This is a genomic window from Haloarchaeobius ordinarius (assembly GCF_051801355.1).
GTDB lineage: Archaea > Halobacteriota > Halobacteria > Halobacteriales > Natrialbaceae > Haloarchaeobius.
Genome location: NZ_CP196560.1, coordinates 3325374 through 3351251 on the forward strand (window position 1 = coordinate 3325374; position 25878 = coordinate 3351251).

Here is a 25878-nt window from a genome sequence, read left to right on the forward strand (position 1 = left end):
CCTGAAGGATTCCCCATACCAATGCGCGCAGTCGTCTTCCAGGGAACCGGTGAACCGCTGTCGGTCGAGGAGGTCGACCGACCCGAGTGTGATGCGGACGGAATCGTCGTCGAGACCGAGGCCTGCGGGGTGTGCCGGAGCGACTGGCACGCCTGGCAGGGCGACTGGCAGTGGATCGGGATGATGCCCACACCGGGGCTCGTCTTCGGCCACGAACCCGCCGGGACCGTCGTCGAGGTCGGCGAGAACGTCGACCGCTTCCGCCCCGGCGACCGCGTCACGAATCCCTTCAACCTCGGCTGTGGCTCGTGTCACCACTGCCGGAGCGGTCGCGGGAACATTTGCGAACGGTCGGTCCCGATGGGCTTTTTGCCCATCCAGGGCGGCGCGTTCGCGGAGTACTACCCCGTCAGGAACGCCGACCACAACGTCGTGAAACTGCCCGACGGGGTGGACCCCGTGGACGTGGCCGGCCTCGGCTGCCGGTTCGCGACCGCCTTCCACGGACTGGTCCACCGGGTCGACGTGACGCCCGGCGACTGGGTCGCAGTACATGGCTGTGGTGGTGTCGGCCTCTCCGCGGTCCACATCGCCGACGCCCTCGGCGCGAACGTCATCGCGGTCGACCTCGCCGAGGAGAAACTGGAGCGCGCCCGCGAACTCGGCGCGGACCGGGTCGTAGACGTGACCGAGGTCGAGGACGTGCCACAGGCGGTCAAAAAGCACACCGAATCGTCGAGAGGAGCCGACATCGCGGTCGACGCACTGGGCATCGCCGAGACCTGCCAGAACGCGATGAACTCGCTGGGAAAGGGCGGCCAGCACCTCCAGATCGGCATGACCACGAGCGACGAAGGCGGGCAGGTCTCCCTGCCGGTGGACACGATGGTCACCGACGAGCGCGAGTTCTACGGGTCGTTCGGCACGCCGCCGAACGAGTACGACGAGATATTCCGGATGATGGAGACGGGGAAGCTGGAACCCGGGCGAATCGTGAGCGAGCGGATTTCACTGGACGAGGTGCCCGGCGTCATCGAGAATCTGGGCGACTACGATACGGTCGGGATTCCGGTCTGCGATACGTTCTGAAGAACCACATCGGCGCGAGTCGACGACGTGTCGGAATCCACCCAGTCTCGACCGACCGACACTCCCTCGTACACCGGGAGCAGAACGGATGGCCCGTGACGACACACCAAACATAAAAACACGACTCCATCCGGCGGAACGAGTAAGACAGCGCAGAGAGAATCCCCGGCCATGACAATCGCGATGCCCAGCGAGGCGGGCGCATGGATCGAGGCGTGGCAGGACAAACTCAACGAGTCCGAGCGATACAGCGAGGTCGGCGCGGGCTGGGGCGTCGGTTTCAACGGCTCGTTCCTGTTCGTCATCGAGCCCGACAACCTGTACGACGGCGATTCCGTCGTCCTCTACGTCGACCTCGAAGACGGCGAGTGCACCGAGGCGAAGCAGGTCGACAGCGAGGACGACGTGGACTGGGGCTTCGCCTTCAGGGGCAGCTACTCCGACTGGAAGGAGCTGGTCCACGGCGACCTCGACGCTATCGAGGGCATGATGGGCGGACGCTTCGACCTCGACGGTGACATGCAGAAGGTGCTGCAGTACTCCAACGCGGCGGTCGTGATGACCGAGAACGCCGCCGAGATAGACACCGAGTTCGAGTACTGAACGCGAGTTCCGACCTCGATTTTATAAGCGATAGCGACGCCAGTTACGGCCATGAAGTCCGTTGGGCTGCGACTCCGACCGGCCGAGGGAGCCTTCCCGGGCGTGGACGAAGCGCTCGCGGGGATTCCGGGTGTGACCCGCGAGGGCATCCAGCACCTGGAGTGGCTGGCGGACGGGACCTACGCGATGCTGTACCGCGTCTCCGGCGGCGACGAGGCGGCCATCGGGGAGGTGCTCACGGCCCACGAGGAGGTGTTGCAACACGACGTGGTCTCGGCGGCCCCGGACCAGTACTACGTCTTCGTGAACGTCGCCGAGCAGGCGTCGGTGAGCGCGCTGCTCCAGATTCTCGACGAGCATCGGCTGCTGCTGGACCCGCCGCTCCGGGTGACCGACGACGGGCTCTGTGTGACCGTGGCGGGTGACGGGGACGCCCTGCAGGCCGCGTTCGCGGACGTGACGGATGTCGAGGTCCCCATCGAGGTCGAGTGGACCGGTGGGTATCGGCCCGGGGAACCCGCGGCGCTCTCGCGGCTCACCGACCGCCAGCGCGAGGCGCTGGAAGCGGCCCACGCGCTGGGGTTCTACGAGACACCGCGGCAGGCGTCGTTCGAGGACATCGGGGAGGTCCTCGACTGTTCGCCGAGTACCGCGAACGAACTGTTGCGCCGGGCGGAGGCGCGGGTCGTGAGTTCGCTGCTGGATGGGTGAGCTACGGGAGCGAAGACGAAGGTTCGCCGACGTGTCCCCGAGACGACCTTTATACGCCTTGCGTGCCTGTCTCTAGCCATGTCGGTAACCTTCGACTTCTCCGACCGCGTCGCCATCGTGACGGGAGCATCCGGGGCACTCGGCAGTGCCGTCGTCGCCGCCTTCCGCGAGGCCGGTGCGACCGTCTGTGCCGTGGACATCGTCCCGCCCAGCGACGAGAACTCGCTGCTCGACGTGGACGACGACACCCACTTCTACGAGACCGACCTGACCGACGAACTCGGCATCGAGACGCTGGTCGACAACGTCGTCTCGGACCACGGCCGCATCGACTTCCTCTGCAACGTGGCCGGCACCTGGCGCGGCGGAAACCCCATCGAGGAGACCGACCTCGCGGAGTTCGAGTTCCTGGTGAACGTCAACCTGAAGTCGGCGTTCCTCGCCTCGAAGCACGCCCTGCCGCACCTGCGCGAGCGTGAGGGCGCCATCGTCTCGGTTTCGGCGCGGTCGTCACTGGAAGGCGGTGAGGGCGACGGCCCCTACCGCATCACCAAGGCGGGCATCCGGCTCCTGACCGAGACGCTCGCCGAGGAGAATCGTGGGGAGGTGCGGGCGAACTGCGTGATGCCCTCGGTGCTCGATACGCCCATGAACCGGGAGATGATGACGCCGAAGGACGAGTGGGTCGACCCCGCCGACGTGGCGCAGGTGATGCTGTTCCTCTGCTCGGACGCGGCCAGCGTGACGAGTGGTGCCGCAGTGCCGGTCTACGGCGAGGCCTGAGGGAGGGCCTGCTCGACCGACCCCGGAACCGCACCCGGCAGTCGGACCACGGCGGTCGTCCCGCCGCTCTTCTCGGATTCGTCCGCGTCCTCGCCGGTCTCGAACGAGACGCTGCCGCCCAGCGCCGACACGCCCCAGTTGACCAGCCACAGGCCGAGGCCGCTCCCGTGGGCCAGCGCGGTCTCCTCGCCGGCGTCGATGACCTGTCGCTCGTGCTCGGGGATGCCCGGCCCCTCGTCCGCGACGGCGAAGACGGCGGTCCCGTCGTCCTCGACCGCGACCAGGGTGACGGTCACGTGGGGGTCGTCCCCGTGGTCGTGTTCGAGACCGTTCTCGGCCAGGTTCGCGAACACGACCTCGACGAGCTCGCGGTTGGTCTCCAGCTGGAACGCGTCGGGAACCGCGACGGTGACCCGGCCGCCATCGACCGCGGCCTCGAGTCGGTCGCCGACGTCAGCGAGCAGGTCGGCCATCGCGACCGGGTCTCGGCCGGTCACGTCCCCGCCCATCGTCTGCTCGATGGTCCGGGCCTTCTCTCCGAGTTCGATGAGCCCGCGCGTCTCGTCTTCGGCGGTCGAGAGCATCCACAGCACCTCGTCGTCGTCCACGAGGTCGGCCGCCCCCTGCAGGTAGCCCTGCACGACGGTCAGGTCGTTCCGGAGGTTGTGGCGCAGAACCCGATTCAGGACGGTGAGACGCTGTTTCCGCCGTATCTCCTCGGTGATATCCTGGAGCAAGACGGTGTAGCCGACGTGGGTGTCGGCGGCGTCCCGAAGCGGCGACGTGACCAGCTTGTAGGTCGCGTACCCGTCCGCTCGCGCCAGCGTGAGCGACTGGTCGCTCGCGCCGAAGTCGATGTCGTCGACGCCGAGGTAGTCCACGAGCTGGTCGGTGAGCGCGGCCCGCTTGTCGACGCCCAGCGCGGCCTCGGCGGGCGCGTTCAGCGTGACGATGCGACCCTTCTCGTCGACGACGATGATCGGACTGCCGAGGTCGTCCAGAGCGGCGCGTTCGCCGGTCCGCCGCGTCGTCGGGCTGAACTCGAACATGTCGCTCCGGAAGAGCGCGTAGGTGTCCAGTGCGATGTGCGGCAGGAACATGAGCGGGACCAGATTGAGTTGCGGAGCGGGGCCGAGGTCGAACGTCCAGACGGTAAACGCGGTCAGCGGCGGAATGGGTGTCAGCGCGACGGCCGCGGCCTGTTTGCGGTACAGCGGCCCGAAGCTGAGCACGGTGTCCAGCAACAGCGCCATCCCGACCACCGAGACGACGACGATGCCGGCGTACTGGAAGCGAATCAGGGGCGAGTGGACGTACGAGACCGTCGCCGCGCCGTAGATGGGGTCGAGCCGGAAGTTCTGCCAGACGAGGTGGTGCCACGGGTTCGTGACGACCAGCAGGTCGAACGCGAGGCCGAACAGCGCGACGGCCCGGAACCACCAGGTCCTGACGAGGTGCCCGCGCCCGGTGTACGCCGCCGCGAACCCGAGGTAGCCGACGACCACGACCGACCCGGCCAGCCAGAACAGCATCTCCAGCGCTTCGCGGAGCCAGAGCGGCTCGAACACCAGCATCGCGACCGCCTGCGAGAAACAGAGGACGACCTGCCCGAGGATGACCCCGAAGAACCACTCGGCACCGGGCTTGTCGCGGAAGTCACGGAGGTACCAGAGGAAGGCGAGGTTGGCCACTCCAGCCGCGAACGAGCCGGCGAAGGGCCACGAGACCGCGAACACGATATCTCAAAGAGCGAGTCCTGCTACTTGGCCGTTGTGTCTAACAGGGTCGCACTGGGTCGCCGGTGACCAGACGGCGCACCCGAGCAACGGCGTTTTTTCCTCGGGGGCCCTACAGTACTCCTGATGCTGGAGTATCACGTCCTGTTCGTCGTGTTGCTGGTCGGGACGGAGGCCTTCTTCACCCTCCTGTCCGTGTTGAACGTCAGGTACGGCGCGGCGACCGCCCGCGCCGAGTCCGAGTGGATGCACGAGACGCTCGGGGTCGACGACCTGGACGCGGTGCTGGACTACCAGCGTGCCCGGACCGGGCTCTCGCTGGTCGAGACGTGGGTCGGCCTCGGCTTCTTGCTCGTCGCCCTCTACACCGGACTCGTCGGCGACGTGGTCGCGGCCCTCACCGCGAGCGGCTTGCCGGAACTCGCTCAGGGCGTCGTCTTCGTCGCGCTGTTGCTCGTCGCGGGCCAGCTGGTGAACATCCCGTTCGACCTCTACGGGACGTTCGTGGTCGAAGAGCAGTTCGGGTTCAACAACCAGACCCCGCGGCTGTGGGTCAAGGATTTCGTGCTCGGGCTGGTCCTGAGCACCCTCATCGTCTCGGTGCTCGCCGGGGCGGTCCTCTGGTTCGTGAGCGCCCTGCCCACGTACTGGCCCGCCGCGGCCTGGGCGCTCGTCGTCGCCTTCTCGCTCGCAATGTTGGTCATCAAACCGCGCGTCATCGACCCGCTGTTCAACGACTTCACGGCCGTCGAAGAGTCAGACCTCCGGGACGCGGTCGACGAGGTGTTCGAGCGTGCCGGCTTCCGCTGTGACCAGGTGTACGAGATGGACGCGAGCAAGCGCTCGGGCCACTCGAACGCCTACTTCACCGGCTTCGGCCGGACCAAGCGCGTGGTGCTGTACGACACCCTGGTCGACCAGATGGAGGTCGACGAGATACAGGCCGTCCTGGCACACGAACTGGCGCACTGGAAGCGCGGGCACATCTGGAAGTTCGTCGCGCTGGCGGCGGTCCAGTTCGCGGTCGTCTTCGGCGTGCTGGGCTACCTCGTGAGCCAGGGCTGGCTCTACACGATGTTCGGCCTGCCGGAGGTCGCGTACGCCGGACTGTTCGTCGCCATCCTGTTCGTCGGGCCGGTCATGCAGTTGACCTCGCCCATCCAGAACTACTTCTCGCTCGCCTACGAGCGCGAGGCGGACACTTTCGCGGTGGAGACGATGGGGTCGTCGCCCATGGCGGGCGCGCTTGCCAACCTCGCAAGCGAGAACATGTCGAATCCGTTCCCGCACCCGCTCTACGAGACGTTCCACTACGACCACCCGCCGATTCCGGAGCGAATCCGGTACATCGAGGCGATGGGAGAGGGCGGTGAGTCGGCCAGCGACGGGGCGACCGGGGAGGACGCGCCGACGGCGGACTGAGTTCGGTGCTGCACCCGGCGTCGACACGGGCGTGATACTCCTTCTCGCGGTGTCTGTCACCACACTCGTAGCGGCAAGACGGGCGGGATGTAGCGTCCTTCAAGTAGCTGGCTGAATGAACATTCAGTCAACGATGGGAGAGACGCAGTTGTTCGCGGCTGCCCCAGAGGACACACGGGCCGCCATCATGCGGGCGACCTACGAGGCCCTCACGAGCCACGGGTACGCGAACCTGACGATACAACGAATCGCCGACGAGTTCGAGAAGTCGAAGTCGCTGCTCTATCACCACTACGACGGGAAGGACGACCTCCTCGTGGACTTTCTGCAGTACATGGTCGAGCACTTCGAACAGGAGACGACCTGTGCGGGCTGTTCGGACCCGACCGACCGGCTCGAGGACCTGCTGGACCGGGTCGTCCCGGTCGACATCGACCCGGAGAAACACGCCTTCACGAGCGCGATGGTCGAACTCCGAGCGCAGGCCTCACACGACCCCGCGTACCGCGAACAGTTCACCGAGCACGATATCGTCCTCCGGGACCGCTTCGCCGACATCCTCCGGGACGGCGTCGATGACGGGACGTTCGCGGACGTAGACCCCGACCAGACCGCGGCCTTCCTCCTGGCGCTCGTGAACGGCATCCGGAGCCAGCGCGTCACCCGCGACGACGACGGTGGCGTCCCGGCCACCAGAGCCGAACTCGACGAGTACCTCGACCGTCACGTCCGCAGAGGTGACGACTGATGGGCCTCTCGGACCTGTTCAAGGGGAAAGAGGAGATGGACCTCACCTCGGGCGACATCGCGAAACCCCTGTTTTTCCTCTCGCTCCCTATCGTCATCACGAACCTGCTCCAGACCGCCTACAACCTCGCGGACACCTTCTGGCTGGCACAGGTCAACGAGGTGGCGCTGGCGGCCATCACCTTCGGCTTCCCGATGGTGTTCCTGCTCATCTCGCTCGGGATGGGCCTCTCGGTGGCCGGGAGCGTCCTCGTCGCCCAGCACACCGGTGCCGAGGAACCGAGAGAGGCGGAGTACGCCGCCTCCCAGACCGTCATGTTCGCGTTCGTCGCCTCCACGATACTGGGCATCGTCGGCTTCTTCGCGGTCGACACGGTGCTGTGGACCCTCGGCGCACGCGGGGCGGTCCTCCGGGAGGCGACCCAGTACATGGAGGTCATCGCGCTCGGGATGCCGTTCCTGTTCGGGTTCTTCGTGTTCATCTCGCTGATGCGAGGCTACGGCGACACCATCACGCCGATGCTCGTGATGTTCGGGACGGTCGTCCTGAACGTCGTCATCGACCCGCTGTTCATCTTCGGCTTCGGGCCCATTCCGGACGGCCTCGGCGTGCAGGGGGCAGCCATCGCCACCGTCATCTCCCGGTTCGTCGCGACGGTGGTCGGGATGGCCATCATGCTTCGCGGGAACCGCGGCGTCCAGATTCGGTTCTCCCAGATGCGTCCCGACTTCCGCTTTTTCAAGAAGATGCTCGGCATCGGGGTCCCCGCGTCCATCGAGGGGACCGGCCGGTCGGTCTCGGTGAACCTGATGCTCATCGTCGTCGCCATCTTCTCTTCGGGCTTCGTGGCGGCGTTCGGCGTCGGTATCCGCATCTTCAGTGTCATCTTCCTCCCGGCCATCGCGGTCGGGCAGGGCGTCGAGACGATGGTCGGGCAGAACATCGGCGCGGGCAAGTACGACCGCGCCCAGCGGACCGCCGACACCGCCGCAATCGGGATGTTCGCGGCCCTGTCGGTCCTGGCACTCGTCGTCTTCGTGTTCACCGAACCCATCGTCGCCCCGCTCTCTCCCAACGAGGAAGTGACGGACATCGCCGTGACGTTCCTCCGGGTGGTCGCCCCGACGTTCGGCTTCATCGGCGTGATGCGCTCGTACAACGGCGCGTTCCGCGGCTCCGGGAAGACGATGGTGTCGGCCGCCATCGCCATCACGATGCTCGGCATCATCCGCCTGCCCATCGCGTACGTGCTCTCGCGGGGTATCGACCCCTTCGCCGCGTGGGTCCCGTTCGCCACGGGACAGGCCGGTATCTGGGCGTCGTTCGTCGTCTCGAACACGCTCGGTGCGGCCATCGCGTTCGCCTGGTTCCGCCGCGGCTCGTGGCGCGGTGCCGACGTTCGTGGGCGGGGCGCGGTCGAACCGTCACCCACGGACGACTAGGCGAGTCGATTCACGTCTAAAGAGAATTTGGCCGTCCTTCTTCGTCGCTGAGCTGTCAAGCGATATCTGTATCGACTAATGATGAACTGTACAGCGGTAACAGGCAGTTTATCAACCGCAATCGGTGAGCGCTATCCACACACATGAGCGAACGAGAGACATGGAGCACGCGAGCGGGGTTCATCCTCGCCGCGGTCGGCAGTGCGGTCGGCCTGGGGAACATCTGGCAGTTCCCGTTCCAGGCTGCAAGTAACGGCGGTTCGGCGTTCGTCGTCGTCTACCTCGCCGCCGTCATGCTCATCGGCTTCCCGGCGATGCTCGCGGAGTTCGTCGTCGGCCGGAGCACCGAGCGCAACCCGGTCGACGCCTTCCGCGAACTCGGCGGTGATTCGTGGTCGGTCGTCGGTGGCCTCGGCGTGTTCACCGCGTTCTGGATCCTGTCGTTCTACAGTGTCGTGGGCGGCTGGGTCATCCGGTACATCTTCGGGAGCGCCCAGGGCGCGTACTTCGCCGACCCCGGCGGGTACTTCGGCACCATCTCCAGCGGTCCGACCGCGCTCGCGCTCCACGCGGTCTTCATGGCGCTCGTCGTCGGCGTCGTCGCGCTGGGCGTCGAAGACGGCATCGAGATGGGAACGAAGCTGATGGTCCCGAGCATCGTCGTCCTGTTGCTCGGCCTCGGCGCCTGGGCGTTCACGCTCGACGGCGCGGCCGCCGGGTACGCCTACTACCTCACCCCCGACCTCGGAACCCTCGCCGAGAACTTCTGGTCCGTCCTGCCGTCCGCAGTCGGGCAGGCCTTCTTCACGCTCTCGCTCGGGATGGGTGCGATGGTCACCTACGCCTCCTACCTGAGCGACGACGACTCGCTGCCGGTCGACGGCGGCCTCATCGTCGTCCTGAACACGCTGGTCGGTGTGCTCGCCGGCCTCGTCGTCTTCCCCATCCTCGCCTCGCAGATGCCGGTCTCCGAGATCAGTAGCTCCGGCGGCGCGGGCGTCATCTTCACCGTGATGGCGGAGGCGTTCGGCCAGCTGCCGGCGGGCCGGGTCCTCGGCGTGGTCTTCTTCGGCATCCTCCTGCTGGCCGCGCTCTCGTCGGCCATCTCGCTGCTGGAGGTCGTCGTCTCGTTCATCACCCAGAACACCGGCTGGGAGCGCAAGCCCGCGGCAGCCATGTTCGGCCTCGCCGTCTTCCTGCTCGGCATCCCGTCGGCGTTCAGCGCCTCGCTGACCTTCGCCGGCATCGGCGCACTCAGCTGGTTCAACCTCGTCGCGTACGACCTGCTCTTGCCCGTCTCGGTGCTCGGCGTGCTCGTCTTCGTCGGCTGGCTCCGCGACGACCAGGCGTCGGTCGAACTCACGAAAGGGAGCGACGCGGGCCGCGAGGCGGCCACAGGCTGGATCTGGGCGATGCGGACCGTCGTCAGCCTCGCCGTCATCGTGACCTTGCTCCTCGGTGTGCAGGAACTCCTCGTGCTCGGGAAGGTGCTGGCCGAGCCGGTCATCGCGCTGTAGGTTCCACGTCCGGCCATCCCACACACGGGAGACTGGTGGCAGGTCACACGCCACCGTTGAACACGATTACGAATCCTCGGCGGACACCTATTTTTCGCAGAGATACAAAACGGAAACCAGCAGTAGGCCGACCATACGGTGTGATAACGACGATTTGACGGTTTTACGGTCCGCAACCACTATTACGGAGAGTCAGGCAGTGGCTCACAATGGCACGTGAATCGTGGACGTCACGAATCGGTTTCATCCTCGCCGCCGTCGGGAGCGCTGTCGGCCTGGGGAACATCTGGCGGTTCCCCTGGATGACGGCGGAGAACGGCGGGAGCGCGTTCCTGGTACTGTACCTGGCAATCGTCCTGGGCGTCGGCGTCCCGGGCCTGCTCGCAGAGTTCGCCATCGGTCGGCGCGCGGGCAAGAGTCCCGTCGGCGCGCTCCGCTCGCTCTCTGGGTCGGAGCACTGGGGGAAAGTCGGTCTCATCACGGTCCTGGCCGGCCTCGTCCTCCTGTCGTTCTACAGCGTCGTCGGCGGCTGGATCATCCGGTACTTCCTCGCGAGTGCGACCGGGGCCTACTTCGACGCCCCCGGTGCGTACTTCGAGAGCATCAACTACGGTCTCGGCGCGGCAGGCTTTCACGTCCTCTTCCTCGCCATCACGGCGGGCATCGTCGCGGGCGGGGTGCGGGGCGGTATCGAGCGCGCGACGACGGTCATGATGCCCATCGTCATCCTGATGCTCGGCGCACTCGCCGTCTGGGCTGGTGGGCTCTCGGGCGCGGCCGAGGCGTACGACTTCTACCTCACGTTCGACGCCGCCTACGTGCAGGCGAACGCGCTCGACATCCTGCTGTCGGCGTCCGGGCAGGCGCTGTTCACCCTCTCGGTGGGTGCCGGGACGATGATAACCTACGCCTCCTACATCGGTGAGGACCGCTCGCTCCCCGCGGACGGGAGCATCATCGCACTGCTCAACACCGGTGTCGGCGTCCTCGCGGGGTTCGTCGTCCTCCCGCTGCTGTTCTCGACGCCCAACGTCGACCCCGCGACGAGCGGTCCCGGCGCGTTGTTCGTCGGCGTGGCGACCGCGTTCTCGGAACTGCCCGGCGGCCGGGTCCTCGCGCTGGGGTTCTTCGCCGTGGTCGCGCTGGCCGCACTCTCGTCGTCCATCTCGATGCTGGAGATTCCCGTCGCCTACCTCGTCGACGAGCACGGGTTCGAGCGAAAGACCGCGACCGCCGGCCTCGCCGGGCTGGTCCTCGTCACCGGGACCGCGAGCGCGTTCAACGCCCAGCTGTTCGGCATCCTCGCCGGTCCGGTCGTGGACGTGCTCCTGACCACCGGCCTGTTCGCGTTCGTCGTCTTCGCCGCGTGGGTGCTCGGCGGTGACGCCGTCGAGGAGTTCACGCTCGGCACCCGATTCTCGACCGGGCTCGGGGACTTGTGGCGACTCCTCATCGGCGTCGTTCTCCCGCCCTTCCTGCTGTTTACGCTGTTCAACGGCCTCCTCGGCTACTTCGAGTACCAGGTCGGTACCGAGTACGTCGCGCTGGCCGCGCTCGTCGTCGGCCTGGCGGTCGTCGGCGGTGTCGAACGGTTCGCGAGCACGGCCTGACGCGACGGCCCGTCTCTTCTTGCAGACGCATTCGGTGACTTCGTCTCGTGCACCTCGAATGTGCCCGGTGAAACCGTCGTTCTCGACCGGTCGAACACCCGACAGCGGGTGCGAGTCGGGCGAACGCATCCGTGCAACGTGTCCCACCTCGTTGGGGAAACCTTTTGACGCCAGTGGGAGTGGTTTCGACCAATGATTGCAGGGTGGTCACCATGACGATGGAAGACCGCATCGAGGAACTCGAAGAGCTGCGAGCGGAGGCGCTCAAAGGCGGCGGCGAGGACCGCATCGAGTCCCAGCACGAGAAGGGCAAGATGACGGCCCGCGAACGCATCGACTACTTCCTCGACGACGGCACGTTCCACGAGTTCGACCAGCTCCGGACCCACAACTCCCACAACTTCGGGATGGAAGAGAAGAAGATACTCGGCGACGGCGTCGTCACCGGCTACGGTGAGGTCGACGGGCGCAAGGTGTTCGTCTTCGCGCACGACTTCACCGTCTTCGGTGGGTCGCTGGGCGAGGTGTTCGCCGAGAAGATTACCAAGGTGATGGACATGGCCATGGAGGTCGGTGCCCCCATCGTCGGGCTGAACGACTCCGCCGGGGCCCGCATCCAGGAGGGCGTCAAGGCCCTCGCCGGGTTCACCGAAATCTTCCACCGGAACCAGATGGCCTCGGGCGTCATCCCCCAGATTTCGGGCATCATGGGTCCGTGTGCCGGCGGGGCGGTGTACTCCCCGTCCATCACAGACTTCATCTTCATGGTGAAAGACACCAGCTACATGTACATCACTGGTCCCGGCGTGACGAAGACCGTCACCGGCGAGGACGTGACCCACGACGAGCTCGGTGGGGCGATGACCCACGCCAGCAAGACGGGTGTCGCGGAGTTCGCCTGCGAGTCCGACGAGGACGCGCTGGACCAGATCAAGACGCTGCTGTCGTACCTCCCGAGCAACAACGTCGAGGACCCGCCGCGGGTCGAGCCCTGGGACGACCCGGAGCGCCGCGACGACGCACTGGAGGAGATCGTCCCCGACAGCCCGCAAAAGCCCTACGACATGACGGACGTCGTCGGCTCCATCGTCGACGAGGGCTCGTTCTTCGAGGTGCAGGAGGACTTCGCGAAGAACATCGTCGTCGGCTTCGCCCGCCTCGACGGGCACTCGGTCGGTATCGTCGGCAACCAGCCGAAGGCGAACGCGGGGACCCTCACCGTCGACGCCTCGATGAAGGGCTCGCGGTTCGTCCGCTTCTGTGACTCCTTCAACATCCCCATCGTCACGTTCGTCGACGTACCGGGGTACATGCCCGGCACCGACCAGGAACACCGCGGCATCATCCGCCACGGGGCGAAGCTGCTGTACGCCTACTCCGAGGCGACGGTCCCCCTCCTGACGGTCATCACCCGGAAGGCGTACGGTGGCGCGTACTGTGTCATGGCGTCGAAGAACCTCGGGTCGGACGTGAACTACGCCTGGCCCACGGCCGAAATCGCCGTCATGGGCCCCCAGGGTGCCGTCAACCTGCTCTACCGAAACGAACTCGCCGAAGCCGACGACCCCGACTCGCTGCGGGACGAACTCATCGAGGAGTACCGCGACGAGTTCGCGAACCCCTACACCGCGACGGACAAAGGCTTCCTCGACGACGTCATCGAACCGACCGAGACCCGACCGCGGCTCATCGACGACCTGCACATGCTGAAGTCCAAGCGGGAGGACCAGCCCGACAAGAAGCACGGCAACATCCCGCTCTGATATGAGTCAGGACCTCATGGAGCGCCTCGACATCCCGGCCGACGCCGACGCGGAGGAAGCCGCGGCTATCGCGGCCGTCATCGGTGCCCACCTCCGCGACCAGGAACAGAAGGCACAGGAGGAGTCCGAGGACACGTGGCAGGGCAAGAAGTGGGCGTTCGCCGGTCGCCTCCGCGCCATCCGCGGCCACAGTGGGCGCGTCCCAGACGGCGCACCCACGAACGCCTGGGCGGCGAGCGGACGCGCGGACCGGTTCTGACCGCGAGCGGCTTCTTCTCGGGGACGGCTCAGGCCGTCTGCCCGTCGTCACCACCGACGAGCGCCCGGACCGTCCCGACACCGACGAACCGGGGGACCCGTTTCGAGTATCGCTCGTACGCCTCGCCGTACTCCTCACGGAGCCAGGGCTCCTCGACGAACGGAAGCATGACCCACCACGAGGCGAAGATGATGGCGAGGGTCGTCACCAGAACCGAGTTCACGAGCAACACGAACCCGACGGTCGCGACCAGATAGCAGACGTACTGCGGGTTGCGGGAGTAGCGGTACCAGCCGCCCGTCCTGAGGTCGCCGGAGAGTCCCATCGTCTCCTCGCTTCCGAGGTCGAAACCCGCCGCGAGCGCCGCCAGGTAGAACGGGACGAACAGTGCAACCCCGGCGTAGAGGCTGGCAGGGCGGGGGAGTCCGAGCGTGTTCCAGTCGAGGTACGCGAGCCCGACGAAGGCGACGTTGAGGGCGTTCGAGAGCGTCCAGTGGAGGTAGTACCGCCAGTCCCGTTCGCCGGGCGGCCAGTAGCGGTGGTCGGTCAGCAGACTGGTGAGAAAGCCGGTGAGGTTCCCGAGGCTGGCGAGGAGTCCGAGGGCGAAGAGGAGCCAGCGCAGCGTGTCTTCCATGTCCGAAAGAGGGCGTCGGGCGTCAGTGGGTCTACCGTCGCACTGGCTAGGCCGTTTAAACGAGCCGGCCGGTTCGGTATCACTCCCGCATCGTGACCCGAAGTTCGACCGGCCCGGGGTCGAGCGTCACCGACGCCGACGGCTCTAGCTCCTCGGTGCCCCGCTCGAACTCGAGGCGGCGAGCGAGCGTCGCAAGTGCGAGAGTCAGCTCCATCCGGGCGAAGCGCATCCCGATGCAGTGGCGCGGGCCGCCCCCGAACGGGAAGTACGCGTACTCTGGGCGGTCGGCGGCGCCAGTAGCATCGCTGTCCCCCCCGAGCCAGCGGTCCGGCCGGAACGCCTCCGGCTCGTTCCACCACCGCTCGTCGCGGTGAATCTGGTAGGTGCCGAGGATGAGAGTCCGGTCCGCGGCTATCTCGTAGCCACCGAGCATCGTGTCCTCGACTGGCTGGCGGTAGATGGCGTACACCGGTGGGTACAGGCGGAGCGCCTCTTGCACGACCGCCTCGGCGTACTCGAGGGCCGGGAGGTCACCGAAGGTCGGGTCGCCGTCGCCACAGACCGCATCGAGTTCCGCGTCGAGTCGGTCTCGCACAGCCGAATCGCCGGCAAGCAACCAGAGGGTGTAGGTGAGCGCGACCGCGGTGGTCTCGTGGCCGGCCCCGAGGAACGTGACGAGCTGGTCGCGGACCTGGTCGGCGTCCATCGTCGACCCATCGGGGTACTCGGCGGCCAGCAGGGTGTCGAGGAGGTCGTCGCACCCGTCTTCCTCGCCCGTGGCGGCGCGTCGTTCGCGAATCAGCGCGGCGACCATCTCGTCGAGGTCGGCTATGCAGCGCCGGAACCGGCGCTTCGCCGGGGTGGGGACCCAACCCGGGACCATCATCGAGACGCCACTGATGCGGTCCGAGACGGCGGCCATCGCGTCCCGGACGACCTGCCCGCGGTCGGCGTCGAGGTCGAGGTCGAACAGCGTCCCGACGAGGATGTCGAGGGTGAGGTCGGAGGCGGCCTGTCGGAGGTCGACCGTTCCCTCGGCTGCCCACTCGTCCGCGGCGTCGGCGGTCCGGGCGACCATCGTGTCCGCGAACGACTGGATGTGCCGCGGGGTGAACGCTGGCTGGAGGAGCTGTCGGTCGCGGCGCCACTGCTCGCCCTCGGTAAACGCCAGGCCGGAGGGTGCCAGCAGGTCGCCGAACGCCGTCTCGTAGTCGCCCTTGCGGAATTCGTCGTTGCGGTCGACCAGCACCTGCTGGACGAGGGCAGGGTCGTACACCGCGACGAACGGGACGCCGATAGCGTCGAACGCGACCACGTCGCCGTGTCGCGCCATGGCGGTCCCGAAGTCGATGCCGTCGCGGAGGAACCCGAGCGTGTGGTCGAACACCGGCAGGCCATCGGGGTGTGGCGGCGAGCGAGCGGTCCCGGGGGACGAGGCCTCCTGCAGCGAGTGTTGCTCTGCCATCGTGTGAATGGAGGGGCGAGACGAGCCTCGTCCTTGCCGTGAACTGTGTAACCTTTTTATAAGCGACGGCCGCCCGTCTACCCGTGCAATCGCTCGACGTCACGGTCCACCTGCCGCCCGAACTCAGGCTGCCGGTGCCCGGCGACCTCGAACTCGGCGAGGACTTCGTCCGCGAGGAGGTGCTGGCGTGGCACACCGACGAGGAGCGCGGCGTCGACCACTTCCTCTCGCTGGTCGTCGGCGACCTCGAGACCTGTCTGGCTGGGCTGGAGTCGTTACCGATGGTCAACTCGGTCGACGTGACACCGGTCGACGACGAGACGTTCTACGCCTACGCCGAGATGGAGGCGGGACCGGACACCCGAGCATGGACCGCCGCACTGGAGGGCCACGACATCGTCCTCGTCCCGCCCATCGTCTTCACCCCGTACGGGGACGTGCAGTTGACCGTCCTCGGCGACCCCGGGGAACTCCGCGAGGTGGTCGCGGACTTCCCCGAGGGTATCGAGTTCGAGGTCGAGCGCGTGGGGGAGCACCAGCACCGTCCGGGCTCGCTGGCGGGGCGGCTCACCACCCGGCAGTTCCAGGCGATGGAGGCGGCGTACCGGCTGGGGTACTATTCGGTGCCCCGCGAGGGGACGCTGGCGGAGGTCGCCGAGGCACTGGACTGTTCGGAGAGCGCGGCCTCGACCTTACTGCGGAAGGCGGAGCGTGCGATGGTCGAGGCGACACTCGGACGGGGAGCAACCTCTGAGTAGGCCCTCAGCGCTTTTCGACCCGCAACTCGACCTCGCCCTCGGGCTGGTAGGTCGCCCCCATCGTCGGCTGTGGCGGTTCCTCGCCGAGGTACTCGAACCGGCAGTGCTGTACCAGCGTCGTGAGCACCAGCTTCAGTTCCATCCGGGCGAAACGCATCCCGATGCAGTGGCGCGGACCGCCCCCGAACGGGAAGTACGCGTACTCAGGCAGAGAGTCCTCGAACTCGTCGGTCCAGCGGTCAGGGTGGAAGCTGTCGGGGTCGTCGTACCACCGCGGGTCCCGGTGAATGCGGAACACGGGGAGGCTGAGCTTCGTCCCCTCGGGGATGCGGTATCCACCGATGTCTACGTCCTCGCGGACCTCCCGGAAGAGGATGTACGCCGGCGGGTAGAGCCGCAACGACTCGGTGACGACCCGGTCGAGGAACGAGAGGGCGGGGAGGTCGAGCACGTCCACGGGGTCGTCGCCGACCACCTCGTCCACCTCGGCCCGGAGCCGGTCGGCCACGTCCGGGTGCTCTGCGAGCAGGTAGCAGGTGTAGGTGAGCGCGAGCGACGTGGTCTCGTGGCCGGCGAAGAGGAAGGTCATCATCGTATCGCGAAGCTCCGTATCGGAGATACGCCCGTCCTCACCGCGGGCCGAGAGGAGCATCGCGAGCAGGTCGTCGTGGTCGGCGTCGGCGGCGGTTCGCTCCGCGATGAGGTCCTCGACCAGTCGCTCGAACGCCCGCATCGACCGGTCGAGCCGGCGGCGCTGGGGCGTCGGGACCCAGTTCGGCAGGACGAACGTCGAGAGCGAGGGCTCGGCCCACCGGTTGAACTCGGCCGCGGCGCGGGTGACGACCGCCCCCCGGTCGCTCTCGTCGAGGTCCAGGTCGAACAGCGACTTCGAGAGGATGCGAAGCGTCAGGTCGGAGAAGGTGTCGGTCGCCGCGACGACCTCGCCGTCGTCCCAGCCAGCGGCCAGCTCCGCGGCGAAAGCCGTCATGCTCTCGCCGTAACCGCGGATGCGGTCGAGCTGGAACGCCGGCTGTGCCATGGTGCGCTGGCGTCTCCACTGCTCGCCCTCGGTGAACAGGATGCCCTCGGCCGCGAAGTCCACGCCGAAGTCGGTCAGGCCCCACTTGCCGACCCTGTCGGCCTCCGTCACGAGGACCTGCTCGATGTAGTCGGGGTGAAGGAGGGTGCAAAACTGCATCCCGCCGGCGCGGTACGAGACGACGTCGCCGAAGGGTTCGAGCACGTCGAAGAACGCCGCGGGGTCCGACGCCAGCTGGAGGGTGTTCCCGAGGACCGGGAGACCGTCCGGACCCGGCGGGAACTCGTCGCTGGCAGCGCTGTCGGCGTCGTCCTGCCTCTCCTGTGGACTGGTGTGCGCCATCACAGGTGGAGAGACGCCGGACGCTGGCAAGCCGGTTCTGTCGAAGGAGCTAGCGTCCTTTTACGTCTCCGGTACCGTTTTCGTCGTTCCACCGACAGTACGACGTATGCGCTACCTCGACGTCCGCATCCGACAACCCGACTGGATGCTCCACCCGATGCAGTCGTTCATCCGGCACGAGGACGTCGTCCGGTACGAGGAACTGCTGACCTGGAACGTCCAGCCCGAACAGGGCATCGAGTACGAACTGTTCTACGTCGAGGCCGACAGGGAACGCTACGAGCCCGCCATCGACGCCGTCGACTCCATCCACTGGTACGACCTCACGCCGGTCGACGACGAGTCGTTCTACATCTACGCCTGTCAGGAGATACGTGACATCGACATGGAGTGGCGCGAGGCGTTCGTCGCGTTGAACCTCCTGGTGTTCCCGCCCATCCTCTACGACACCGACGCTGCGATGCGGATGACGGTCATCGGGTCGTCCGAGGACCTTCAGACCATGCTCGACGGCCTCCCCGACGAGATAGACGTCACCGTCAACGAGATCGGCGAGTTCGACTCGCGGCATCCCCGCCTCGCCGGGTCCATGACCGCCAGACAGCGCGAGGCCGTCGCGGTCGCGGTCGACCTCGGCTACTACGAGGTCCCCCGGACCGGCTCGCTGGAAGCGGTCGCCGACGCCCTCGACTGTGCACCCTCGACGGCGTCGAACCACCTCCGGAAGGCAGAAGCGGCCGTCATGCGCCGACTCGTGGACGGCTGTCGCCCCCAGCGACCGGATTAGCGGCGGCGAGAGCGCGTCAAACGAGGGCGACGAACCTGTTTTTTCACAGACCAGTGGCCGGTTCCGGCAGGTCTTGCGAACCGACAAAGTAAGGTGGCCTGTGTGAGTGGGTTCGCCCAAGAATGTTCAGGAAGGTTCTCGTCGCGAACCGAGGTGAGATCGCGGTGCGAGTCATGCGCGCCTGCGAAGAACTCAACGTCTCGACGGTCGCCATCTACAGTGAGGCCGACAAGAACGGCGGTCACGTCCGATACGCCGACGAAGCGTACAACGTCGGCCCCGCCCGCGCGGCCGACTCGTACCTCGACCACGAGGCAGTCATCGAGGCCGCGCGCAAGGCCGACGCCGATGCCATCCACCCCGGCTACGGCTTCCTCGCGGAGAACGCGGTGTTCGCGAGCAAGGTCGAAGCCGAGGACGGCATCACGTGGATCGGCCCGAGCTCGGAGTCGATGGAGCAACTGGGCGAGAAGACCAAGGCCCGCAAGGTCATGCAGTCCGCCGACGTGCCCATCGTCCCCGGGACGACCGACCCCGTCGAGTCCCCCGAAGAGGTCAAGCAGTTCGGTGAGGAACACGGCTACCCCATCGCTATCAAGGCGGAGGGTGGCGGTGGCGGCCGCGGGATGAAGGTCGTCCAGAGCCCCGACGAGGCCGAAGACCAGCTCACCTCCGCGAAGCGCGAGGGTGAGGCGTACTTCGACAACGACTCGGTGTACCTCGAGCGGTACCTCGAAGCCCCGCGCCACATCGAGGTCCAGATCGTCGCCGACCAGCACGGCAACGTCCGCCACCTGGGAGAGCGCGACTGCTCGCTCCAGCGCCGCCACCAGAAGGTCATCGAGGAGGGACCGTCGCCGGCACTCTCCGACGACCTGCGCGAGCAAATCGGCGAGGCCGCCCGCCGCGGTGTCAAGGAGTCTGACTACGTCAACGCGGGGACCGTCGAGTTCCTCGTCGAGGACGGCGAGTTCTACTTCCTCGAGGTCAACACCCGCATCCAGGTCGAACACACCGTCACCGAGGAGATAACGGGCATCGACATCGTGAAGTGGCAGCTCAGAGTCGCCGCGGGTGAGGAACTCACCTTCTCGCAGGACGACGTGGACATCGACGGCCACGCGATGGAGTTCCGCATCAACGCGGAGAACGCCGCGAACGACTTCTCGCCCGCACCGGGCGGCAAGCTCAACGTCTACGACCCGCCGGGCGGCCCGGGCGTCCGCATGGACGACGCGCTCCGCCAGGGAGACAAGATCGTCACCGACTACGACTCGATGATCGCAAAGCTCGTCGTCTGGGGTGAGGACCGCGACGAGTGTATCGAGCGCTCGCTTCGTGCCCTGCGCGAGTACGAGATAGAGGGTGTCACCACCATCGTGCCGTTCCACCGGCTGATGCTCACCGACGAGCGCTTCGTCGCCGGGACGCACACGACGAACTATCTCGACGAAGAACTCGACAAAGAGCGCATCGTCGAGGCCCAGGAGCAGTGGGGAGCAGACGGCGACACCAGTGGCGAGGACGAGGACGTCGTCGAGCGCGAGTTCACCGTCGAGGTCAACGGCAAGCGCTTCGAGGTCAACCTCGAAGAGCGCGGCGCGATGCCCATCGGTGGCCAGAAGAGCGCGTCCGGTCGAAAGCCGTCCGATTCCGGTACCGGCGGCGGCGGTGACTCCGGCGGGAGCAGCGTCGAAGTCGAAGGTGACGGCGAGGTCGTCGAGGCCGAGATGCAGGGGACCATCCTCTCCGTCGAGGTCGACGAAGGGGACGAGGTCGCCTCGGGCGACGTGCTCTGCGTGCTCGAGGCCATGAAGATGGAGAACGACATCGTCGCCTCGCGCGGTGGGACGGTCACCCAGATTGCCATCAGCGAGGGCCAGAGCGTCGACATGGGCGACGTGCTGGTCGTCCTGGAGTAAGCACGGCCGACCGCTCGCTGTTTTTTTGCCGCTAGTTCGGTCGACACCGCAGCAGGGTACCGGACTCGCGCGGGTCGACCGCCGTTGCGGTTCCTCCCGCCTTCGCGCGCTTGAGCACCTGCCCGGTGACCAGGTACGTCGCGGTGTGAGTGCCGAGGTCCGCGTGAACCGTCGCGGTCCCCTCGCCCGCCTCGTTGTAGTACCCGCCGGTGACGGGCACCGTCGCGATGTATCCCTGGTCGACGGATTCGACCGTGATGGTGCCGATGCTCACGTAGCCCTCCGATATCTGGCTCTCCGGCGGCAAGACGATGGTTCGCTCGACGGCTTCGAGGTACGCCGCAATCTCGTCCTCGGTGAGGTGTGCGGGGAACGCCGGAGCGTCGGCTATCTCGGGAGCCGTGTACTCGGTCTCGCACGTCGGTTCGCCGGGCGTGCCGGTCGTGGGCGTGTCGGTGTGGGTCGCGTCGTCGGGAGTGGTGCCGTCGGCGGTCGCGTTCGGGTCGCTACGGCCAGTCGAATCGCTCCCGAACGAGGAGAGACAGCCAGCAGTCGAGAGGGACAGTGCCGACCCGACGGTCGACAGGAGGGTGCGTCGGTGCATATCCGGCGGTTCCGGACGATACGGTAAATGTCTCGTGGGGAAACCGGGGCGAGTTGGTCTGGAAGACGCTCGTCAGGGCAGTGCCGGCGTCGGCTGCCAGTCACCCGCGTCGAGCGCCTCACGGAGCGAGCGCGGGTGAATTCCCAGTTCGTCGAGGTGGGTCGAATCGAACTTCAGGCCGCCCATGCCGTCTATCCACGCGTACAGTTCGGCGATGGTCTCGCCGAAGCGCTCGCGTCCGGCCGCCGTAGAGAGGTGGACCGGTTCGACCTCGCGGCGGATGACCGCGCTGTAGGCTTCGGCTATCTCGGGCAGGGTCAACAGGTCGCCCGCGAGGTCTATCTCTTCGCCGACGAACCGCTCGGGGTGGGCGAACGCCATCGCGGCCACGACGCCGACGTCGTGCACGTCGACCAGGGGCAGTGGCGTGTTCGGCGAGACGGGCCAGGCGAGCTTGCCCTCGCGGATGCTGTCGCGCTGGGCCTCGAAGTTCTGGACGAACACGCCTGGGCGGATGACCGTCGTCGGAACACCACGGTCGCGGATGCGGCGTTCGATGGCGAGTTTGGCGTCGAGGACGTCGATACCGGCGTAGAAGTCCGCACCCAGCGCCGAGGAGAACACGAGCTGGCCGAGGCCTGCGTTCGCTGCTTCGTCGACGAACGCCAGTCCCCGTTCGACCTCGCGGTCGTAGTCCGCTTCGGCGCTGTCGGTGACGAGGAAAGCCCCGTCTACCTTCTCGAAGTACGGACGGTACGACCCGGGTCTGTCGAGGTCGCCGGGGACGATGCGTGCACCGAGCCTGCGTAACTCGACGGCACGGTCGCTCTTTACCTCGCGGGTCATCGCGAAGACGGTGAAGTCGCCGTACACGCCGGAGAGGAGCGCGTCGACCACGGCACCGCCCTGTCGGCCGGTCGCACCGACGACGAGGATTCGTTTCGTCATAACGTGTCGTACGGTAGCGAAGAGCATGGCTAATCGCCCGTGTGGCCCGGCTAACGCGACGTTAGCCTACCAGTCGATGACTTCCCTATCCCGCCAGAACCGACCGCCGGGGGCGTCGGGTGCGAACCGGGCCAGCCAGACTGGTGTGGCGGCACCGTCCTCGACGCTCCGGGGCGCGCTCTCTCCGCCCATATCGGTCCGAACCCAGCCGGGGCAGACCGAGTTTGCGATGAGGCCGTCGTCGCGGTACTCCCCGTGGAGGTACGCAGTCAGGCCGTTCAGGCCGGTCTTCGAGACCCGGTACGCGGGTGCCCCGCCAGCCATCTCCTCGCCGAGCGCGCCCATCCCGCTGGAGACGTTGACGACGCGGCTCCCGGGGTTCCGCAGGAGCAAGGGGAGCGCGAACTTGGTGAGGACCATCGGGCCGCGGAGGTTGGTATCGATGACCGAATCGAGGTCGTCGACAGATTCGTCGAGCAGCGTGGACCCCGGAGCGTCGGCGATACCTGCGTTGTTCACGAGCACGTCGAGGCGGTCGGCCTCGACCTCGATGCAGGAGACGGCGGCACGCATCGTCTCCCCGTCGGTCACGTCGAGTTCGAGGGGTCGCAGGTCGCCGGGGGCGTCGTAGCCGGGGTCGCGGACGCCGGCGTACACGACCGCGCCGAGCGCGTCGAGGTCGGCCGCGATTCGCGCGCCCAGTCCCCGGTTCGCCCCGGTGACGAGAGCGACCTGTCCGTCGAGCGTCTCGTGAAGTGGAACGTCCATACCCTAGAGACGGGACGCTCCCGTATGAACCGAGAGGCAACTGGGGTGTCAGTCAGCGCCAACTGGGGTGTCAGTCGAATCGTGCCCGCAGCCGCGAAAGCAGCTCGTCGGGAATCCCGTACGTGGCACCCTCCTCGTCCAGCAGCGCCGCAGAGCCGTGCCCGGCGACCAGCCCGTTGAGCCGGGCGGCGACCGTCGACTCACGGATGGCTGTGTCGTCGTAGGTGGCCGCGAGCGAATCGAACAGCTCGCTCGCCCCGCGCAGCCGGTACTTCTGGTGGTAGTCTTCGGCGACGGTGAACGAGCCGAGGGGTTCGGCGCGAGTGTTCACGTGCCCGTCGCGGGCTTCCTGTTCCGCGATGGCGTTCTCGACCGCCTCGCGCTGGTCCTCGTCGTGCCAGCAGACGAGGTTCTCGTACTGCCGTATCGGGGCACGCTCGCGGGGGTTGTGCGCGCGGAAGAACCACTCCAGCAGGTCGCGATAGCTGGTGCGAGTCGGGTCGTAGTCGACCTGGACGACTTCGGTGTGGTCGCCGAGGGTTCGATAGGTAGGGGTCGGAGTGGACCCGCCGGCGTAGCCGACGCGGGTCCTGACGACGCCGGGACGGACACCGAGGCGGGCGTCCGGGCCCCAGAAACAGCCGAGACCGAACGTGGCTGTCGCGACCTCGCTGGGGGCGGCGGCGTCGAGTGGGAGGGCAGTGGGTGGGAGGGCAGCAGCGCCGCGGGCGTCGCGTGTCACGTGGGAGGGTCGAACGTCAGCGGGGATGTGCCTTTCGCCGGTGGGTGGATGGCGGTAACCGACGGGGTCGGCGAGGCGACCGAGGGGCGCGAGACCCCGACAGCCGCCGGGTCCTCACGGGGCACACTCTCTCGTAGGCACTGGTGGTGTAATTACCTATCCCAAGGTAAAATGCCGTTTTGAGCCTCCTTTTGTCGACCCGACACGTAATCTCGCTCGTGCCCGGAAACAGTACGGAGACGCCCCGAGACCGCAAAAATATCGCCTACGTCACAGTCCACGACGGTGAGGAGACGCACCTGCTCGTCGCCCCCGTCGGCGCTCGTCTCCGCGATGTGCTCCTCCGACACGACCTGTCGCCGCACTCGCGAGCGACCAGACGGGCGAACTGCGGCGGTCGCGGCCTCTGTGCCACCTGCGGTGTCCGGCTGCTCGACGACCAGCCACGCGAGCACTGGCACGACGACCTCGCGGCGCGCTTTGGCTACCCGCGGCTCTCCTGCCGGCTCACGGTGACCGAGGATGTGCGGATTCGACTCGACCGCGAGAAGCTCGTCTGGGGGAGGCGGGAGGGCTGAGCCGGCGGGAGGGCTGAGCGCTGAGCCGGCGGCGAAAGGCCTTCGTCGGCCGCGGAGCCGCGTCGACCGGTTACTCGCTGGCCGAGAGCGCGTACAGGTCTCCCGCGAGGTCGCGGCATTCGGTGGCGACGTCGACCGTTCCCTCCCAGTCTTCCGGGAGCGCACTCGCGCCGAAGCGGGCACCCGCCACCGCGCCGGTGACCGCGCCGATGGTGTCGGCGTCCCCGCCCATCGCCACGGCATCGACGATAGCGTCCTCGGCCGTCGCTGCCTGCAACCCGTGGAAGAACCCGGCCTGCAGGGTGGTGACGACGAACCCCGAGTTCTGGAGTTCGGCCGCCTCCATCGTCGGAACCCGTTCGACCGCCTCGAGCAGGTCGGCAGGCGCGTCCTCGCGAACCCGGTCGACCGCGGAGTCGAGCGCGTCGAGTGGCCCGGGGTCGTTCCGAACCAGGTCGGCCACGACGAGATTCAGCAGGGCACAGCCCCAGGTACACCGCGGGTCGGCGTGAGTGATGGCCGAGGACTCGCGGCTGACCGCGACCAGTCGGTCCGGGTCGTCCCCGAAGGCGAGCGCGTGGGGGACACAGCGCATCACGCTCCCGTTTCCGGCGTTCGATCCTTCTGCCGCGGCCTCCCAGACCTGTCGCCCGGCGTCGTCCCACGCCGCACCGTCACGGAACGCACGGATGGACTGTGCGGTCATGATACCGATGTCGAACGGGCCGCTCTCGTACCAGCCGAGGAATCGCTCGGCGACGTCGTGACCGTCGAACTCGCCCTGCTCGGCGAGACTCCGGGCGAGACACAGCATCATGTCGGTGTCGTCGGTCACGGTCCCGGCGGGCTTGTTATACGTCCCGTTGCCGACCATCTCGTCCAGTCGACCGTACCTCGATTCGATGCTCGCCGGGGTGGTGAACTCGACCGGTCGCCCCAGTGCGTCGCCACAGGCCAGACCGAGGAGCGCCCCTGCCGCTCTGTCGCTGTCGCTCATACAGCCAGTCGAGTAGCGGGTCTGATAAGTGTGTCCCGCACGCGATGTGTTGGAGTCTCTTACTGGTTTGCACCGCACTCTACCTGTGGTGAGCACGGGGAGACAGGTACAACAGACAGTATCAGGGAACGACGTTCGACACCAGGCCGACGAGGGTGCCGTACACAGCATAGGTCGCGAGCGAGAGTTCGCTGTACATCGGCAGTATCGCCGTCGACGCGATACCGTGGCTGACGAACCAGAGGGGTTCGATGAGGGCGAAGGCGGTAGCCCACGTCAGGACCCCGAAGACCAGCCCGACCACCGGGCCGAGGAAGCCACGCCCGTAGTGCCACAGCGGGCGCGAGTGGACGAGGACCCCGAAGACACCACCGAAGAGGGCCGAGAAGATGAGGTGCCAGACCCAGGGATTCGAGACGGCCGTCGTGAGTTCGAGGCTGGTTCCGATGGCGATGGGCGTGAGGGAGAGGACGAACGGTGCGAGGACGAGCAACAGGCCGGCGATGAGACCGGAGAACGTAGTCCGCAGGACCACGTCCTGTCGCGGTGTTACTTCGACCGTGACCGTTGGCTGTGCGCTCATTGATTCATCTCAAGTAAGTCCCCCGTAA

General features: G+C 67.1%; 25 protein-coding genes. 15 read left to right on the forward strand and 10 right to left on the reverse strand.

Annotation, left to right across the window (positions count from 1 at the left end; genetic code table 11):
* Nucleotides 1–21: 21 nt before the first annotated feature.
* The 4 genes from ACSC1R_RS17295 (at nt 22) to ACSC1R_RS17310 (ending at nt 3186) form a co-directional block, all read left to right on the forward strand.
* Nucleotides 22–1089 (forward strand): zinc-dependent alcohol dehydrogenase family protein, encoded by a 1068-nt coding sequence (locus ACSC1R_RS17295; RefSeq protein WP_439026968.1) that lies wholly within the window; start codon nt 22–24, stop codon nt 1087–1089.
* A gap of 171 nt (nt 1090–1260) precedes the next feature.
* A complete protein-coding gene (locus tag ACSC1R_RS17300; protein ID WP_439026969.1) occupies nt 1261–1692 on the forward strand; it encodes an SCP2 sterol-binding domain-containing protein in 432 nt (143 codons plus the stop codon).
* A 51-nt stretch (nt 1693–1743) separates the two neighbouring features.
* Nucleotides 1744–2403: a helix-turn-helix domain-containing protein gene (locus ACSC1R_RS17305; RefSeq protein ID WP_439026970.1), complete on the forward strand. Its 660-nt coding sequence runs from the start codon at nt 1744–1746 to the stop codon at nt 2401–2403.
* Nucleotides 2404–2481: 78 nt separating this feature from the next.
* Entirely contained in the window at nt 2482–3186 is a 705-nt protein-coding gene (locus ACSC1R_RS17310; protein WP_439026971.1) for an SDR family oxidoreductase, read from the forward strand.
* Here ACSC1R_RS17310 and ACSC1R_RS17315 read toward each other — a convergent pair.
* On the reverse strand, nt 3171–4922 hold the full coding sequence (locus tag ACSC1R_RS17315; RefSeq protein WP_439026972.1) for a histidine kinase N-terminal 7TM domain-containing protein: 1752 nt from the start codon (nt 4920–4922) through the stop codon (nt 3171–3173). The two genes, ACSC1R_RS17310 and ACSC1R_RS17315, sit on opposite strands and share 16 nt — an antisense overlap.
* A gap of 126 nt (nt 4923–5048) precedes the next feature.
* Between ACSC1R_RS17315 and ACSC1R_RS17320 the strand changes: the two genes are divergently transcribed.
* From ACSC1R_RS17320 to ACSC1R_RS17350, 7 genes are all read left to right on the forward strand, one after another.
* Nucleotides 5049–6344 (forward strand): M48 family metallopeptidase, encoded by a 1296-nt coding sequence (locus ACSC1R_RS17320; RefSeq protein WP_439026973.1) that lies wholly within the window; start codon nt 5049–5051, stop codon nt 6342–6344.
* A gap of 115 nt (nt 6345–6459) precedes the next feature.
* Nucleotides 6460–7092 (forward strand): TetR/AcrR family transcriptional regulator, encoded by a 633-nt coding sequence (locus ACSC1R_RS17325; protein ID WP_439026974.1) that lies wholly within the window; start codon nt 6460–6462, stop codon nt 7090–7092.
* Nucleotides 7092–8534: an MATE family efflux transporter gene (locus tag ACSC1R_RS17330; RefSeq protein WP_439026975.1), complete on the forward strand. Its 1443-nt coding sequence runs from the start codon at nt 7092–7094 to the stop codon at nt 8532–8534. The genes ACSC1R_RS17325 and ACSC1R_RS17330 overlap by 1 nt, the downstream gene beginning before the upstream one ends.
* Nucleotides 8535–8677: 143 nt before the next feature.
* Complete coding sequence (locus tag ACSC1R_RS17335; protein WP_439026976.1) at nt 8678–10051, forward strand: sodium-dependent transporter; 1374 nt, start codon at nt 8678–8680, stop codon at nt 10049–10051.
* A 209-nt stretch (nt 10052–10260) separates the two neighbouring features.
* Nucleotides 10261–11661, forward strand: a complete 1401-nt coding sequence (locus ACSC1R_RS17340; RefSeq protein WP_439026977.1) for a sodium-dependent transporter — start codon at nt 10261–10263, stop codon at nt 11659–11661.
* Between the two features lie 218 nt (nt 11662–11879).
* Nucleotides 11880–13424, forward strand: coding sequence for an acyl-CoA carboxylase subunit beta (locus tag ACSC1R_RS17345; protein WP_439028740.1), 1545 nt, complete (start codon nt 11880–11882; stop codon nt 13422–13424).
* 1 nt (nt 13425) lies between these two features.
* Nucleotides 13426–13683 (forward strand): acc operon protein, encoded by a 258-nt coding sequence (locus ACSC1R_RS17350; protein ID WP_439026978.1) that lies wholly within the window; start codon nt 13426–13428, stop codon nt 13681–13683.
* Nucleotides 13684–13711: 28 nt separating this feature from the next.
* Here the strand turns inward: ACSC1R_RS17350 and ACSC1R_RS17355 are convergent, their stop codons facing one another.
* Together ACSC1R_RS17355 and ACSC1R_RS17360 are read right to left on the reverse strand one after the other, a co-directional pair.
* Nucleotides 13712–14317 carry a methyltransferase family protein gene (locus ACSC1R_RS17355; protein WP_439026979.1) on the reverse strand — a complete coding sequence of 202 codons (606 nt, stop codon included), beginning with the start codon at nt 14315–14317 and terminating at the stop codon, nt 13712–13714.
* A 79-nt stretch (nt 14318–14396) separates the two neighbouring features.
* Entirely contained in the window at nt 14397–15782 is a 1386-nt protein-coding gene (locus ACSC1R_RS17360; RefSeq protein ID WP_439026980.1) for a cytochrome P450, read from the reverse strand.
* A gap of 83 nt (nt 15783–15865) precedes the next feature.
* On the opposite strand from ACSC1R_RS17360, the gene ACSC1R_RS17365 reads away from it, so the two are divergent.
* Complete coding sequence (locus ACSC1R_RS17365) at nt 15866–16540, forward strand: helix-turn-helix domain-containing protein (RefSeq protein WP_439026981.1); 675 nt, start codon at nt 15866–15868, stop codon at nt 16538–16540.
* A gap of 4 nt (nt 16541–16544) precedes the next feature.
* On the opposite strand, the gene ACSC1R_RS17370 is transcribed toward ACSC1R_RS17365, so the two are convergent.
* The gene (locus ACSC1R_RS17370) at nt 16545–17921 is read right to left on the reverse strand and encodes a cytochrome P450 (protein WP_439026982.1); all 1377 of its coding nucleotides are present in this window, start codon (nt 17919–17921) and stop codon (nt 16545–16547) included.
* A 106-nt stretch (nt 17922–18027) separates the two neighbouring features.
* Here ACSC1R_RS17370 and ACSC1R_RS17375 point away from each other — a divergent pair, with 106 nt between their 5' ends.
* Together ACSC1R_RS17375 and ACSC1R_RS17380 are read left to right on the forward strand one after the other, a co-directional pair.
* The gene (locus ACSC1R_RS17375; RefSeq protein ID WP_439026983.1) at nt 18028–18708 is read left to right on the forward strand and encodes a helix-turn-helix domain-containing protein; all 681 of its coding nucleotides are present in this window, start codon (nt 18028–18030) and stop codon (nt 18706–18708) included.
* Between the two features lie 122 nt (nt 18709–18830).
* Entirely contained in the window at nt 18831–20630 is a 1800-nt protein-coding gene (locus tag ACSC1R_RS17380) for an acetyl-CoA carboxylase biotin carboxylase subunit (RefSeq protein ID WP_439026984.1), read from the forward strand.
* Between the two features lie 31 nt (nt 20631–20661).
* Here ACSC1R_RS17380 and ACSC1R_RS17385 read toward each other — a convergent pair whose 3' ends face one another.
* From ACSC1R_RS17385 to ACSC1R_RS17400, 4 genes are all read right to left on the reverse strand, one after another.
* A complete protein-coding gene (locus ACSC1R_RS17385) occupies nt 20662–21234 on the reverse strand; it encodes a hypothetical protein (RefSeq protein ID WP_439026985.1) in 573 nt (190 codons plus the stop codon).
* A 72-nt stretch (nt 21235–21306) separates the two neighbouring features.
* Nucleotides 21307–22182 carry an NmrA/HSCARG family protein gene (locus tag ACSC1R_RS17390; RefSeq protein WP_439026986.1) on the reverse strand — a complete coding sequence of 292 codons (876 nt, stop codon included), beginning with the start codon at nt 22180–22182 and terminating at the stop codon, nt 21307–21309.
* Between the two features lie 66 nt (nt 22183–22248).
* On the reverse strand, nt 22249–22950 hold the full coding sequence (locus ACSC1R_RS17395) for an SDR family NAD(P)-dependent oxidoreductase (protein WP_439026987.1): 702 nt from the start codon (nt 22948–22950) through the stop codon (nt 22249–22251).
* A gap of 70 nt (nt 22951–23020) precedes the next feature.
* Nucleotides 23021–23692 carry a peptide-methionine (S)-S-oxide reductase MsrA gene (locus tag ACSC1R_RS17400; protein WP_439026988.1) on the reverse strand — a complete coding sequence of 224 codons (672 nt, stop codon included), beginning with the start codon at nt 23690–23692 and terminating at the stop codon, nt 23021–23023.
* Nucleotides 23693–23952: 260 nt separating this feature from the next.
* On the opposite strand from ACSC1R_RS17400, the gene ACSC1R_RS17405 reads away from it, so the two are divergent.
* Nucleotides 23953–24270, forward strand: coding sequence for a 2Fe-2S iron-sulfur cluster-binding protein (locus tag ACSC1R_RS17405; RefSeq protein ID WP_439028741.1), 318 nt, complete (start codon nt 23953–23955; stop codon nt 24268–24270).
* A gap of 70 nt (nt 24271–24340) precedes the next feature.
* On the opposite strand, the gene ACSC1R_RS17410 is transcribed toward ACSC1R_RS17405, so the two are convergent.
* Together ACSC1R_RS17410 and ACSC1R_RS17415 are read right to left on the reverse strand one after the other, a co-directional pair.
* Nucleotides 24341–25267: an ADP-ribosylglycohydrolase family protein gene (locus ACSC1R_RS17410; RefSeq protein WP_439026989.1), complete on the reverse strand. Its 927-nt coding sequence runs from the start codon at nt 25265–25267 to the stop codon at nt 24341–24343.
* A gap of 121 nt (nt 25268–25388) precedes the next feature.
* Nucleotides 25389–25850 (reverse strand): hypothetical protein, encoded by a 462-nt coding sequence (locus ACSC1R_RS17415; protein WP_439026990.1) that lies wholly within the window; start codon nt 25848–25850, stop codon nt 25389–25391.
* Between the last annotated feature and the right edge of the window lie 28 nt (nt 25851–25878).

Bases quoted from the DNA above. Each gene is read 5' to 3' on its own strand.
- ACSC1R_RS17295 (WP_439026968.1), top strand. From the start codon at position 22: ATGCGCGCAGTCGTCTTCCAGGGAACCGGTGAACCGCTGTCGGTCGAG.
- ACSC1R_RS17300 (WP_439026969.1), top strand. From the start codon at position 1,261: ATGACAATCGCGATGCCCAGCGAGGCGGGCGCATGGATCGAGGCGTGG.
- ACSC1R_RS17305 (WP_439026970.1), top strand. From the start codon at position 1,744: ATGAAGTCCGTTGGGCTGCGACTCCGACCGGCCGAGGGAGCCTTCCCG.
- ACSC1R_RS17310 (WP_439026971.1), top strand. From the start codon at position 2,482: ATGTCGGTAACCTTCGACTTCTCCGACCGCGTCGCCATCGTGACGGGA.
- ACSC1R_RS17320 (WP_439026973.1), top strand. From the start codon at position 5,049: ATGCTGGAGTATCACGTCCTGTTCGTCGTGTTGCTGGTCGGGACGGAG.
- ACSC1R_RS17325 (WP_439026974.1), top strand. From the start codon at position 6,460: ATGAACATTCAGTCAACGATGGGAGAGACGCAGTTGTTCGCGGCTGCC.
- ACSC1R_RS17330 (WP_439026975.1), top strand. From the start codon at position 7,092: ATGGGCCTCTCGGACCTGTTCAAGGGGAAAGAGGAGATGGACCTCACC.
- ACSC1R_RS17335 (WP_439026976.1), top strand. From the start codon at position 8,678: ATGAGCGAACGAGAGACATGGAGCACGCGAGCGGGGTTCATCCTCGCC.
- ACSC1R_RS17340 (WP_439026977.1), top strand. From the start codon at position 10,261: ATGGCACGTGAATCGTGGACGTCACGAATCGGTTTCATCCTCGCCGCC.
- ACSC1R_RS17345 (WP_439028740.1), top strand. From the start codon at position 11,880: ATGGAAGACCGCATCGAGGAACTCGAAGAGCTGCGAGCGGAGGCGCTC.
- ACSC1R_RS17350 (WP_439026978.1), top strand. From the start codon at position 13,426: ATGAGTCAGGACCTCATGGAGCGCCTCGACATCCCGGCCGACGCCGAC.
- ACSC1R_RS17355 (WP_439026979.1), bottom strand. From the start codon at position 14,317: ATGGAAGACACGCTGCGCTGGCTCCTCTTCGCCCTCGGACTCCTCGCC.
- ACSC1R_RS17360 (WP_439026980.1), bottom strand. From the start codon at position 15,782: ATGGCAGAGCAACACTCGCTGCAGGAGGCCTCGTCCCCCGGGACCGCT.
- ACSC1R_RS17370 (WP_439026982.1), bottom strand. From the start codon at position 17,921: ATGGCGCACACCAGTCCACAGGAGAGGCAGGACGACGCCGACAGCGCT.
- ACSC1R_RS17375 (WP_439026983.1), top strand. From the start codon at position 18,028: ATGCGCTACCTCGACGTCCGCATCCGACAACCCGACTGGATGCTCCAC.
- ACSC1R_RS17380 (WP_439026984.1), top strand. From the start codon at position 18,831: ATGTTCAGGAAGGTTCTCGTCGCGAACCGAGGTGAGATCGCGGTGCGA.
- ACSC1R_RS17385 (WP_439026985.1), bottom strand. From the start codon at position 21,234: ATGCACCGACGCACCCTCCTGTCGACCGTCGGGTCGGCACTGTCCCTC.
- ACSC1R_RS17390 (WP_439026986.1), bottom strand. From the start codon at position 22,182: ATGACGAAACGAATCCTCGTCGTCGGTGCGACCGGCCGACAGGGCGGT.
- ACSC1R_RS17395 (WP_439026987.1), bottom strand. From the start codon at position 22,950: ATGGACGTTCCACTTCACGAGACGCTCGACGGACAGGTCGCTCTCGTC.
- ACSC1R_RS17410 (WP_439026989.1), bottom strand. From the start codon at position 25,267: ATGAGCGACAGCGACAGAGCGGCAGGGGCGCTCCTCGGTCTGGCCTGT.
- ACSC1R_RS17415 (WP_439026990.1), bottom strand. From the start codon at position 25,850: ATGAGCGCACAGCCAACGGTCACGGTCGAAGTAACACCGCGACAGGAC.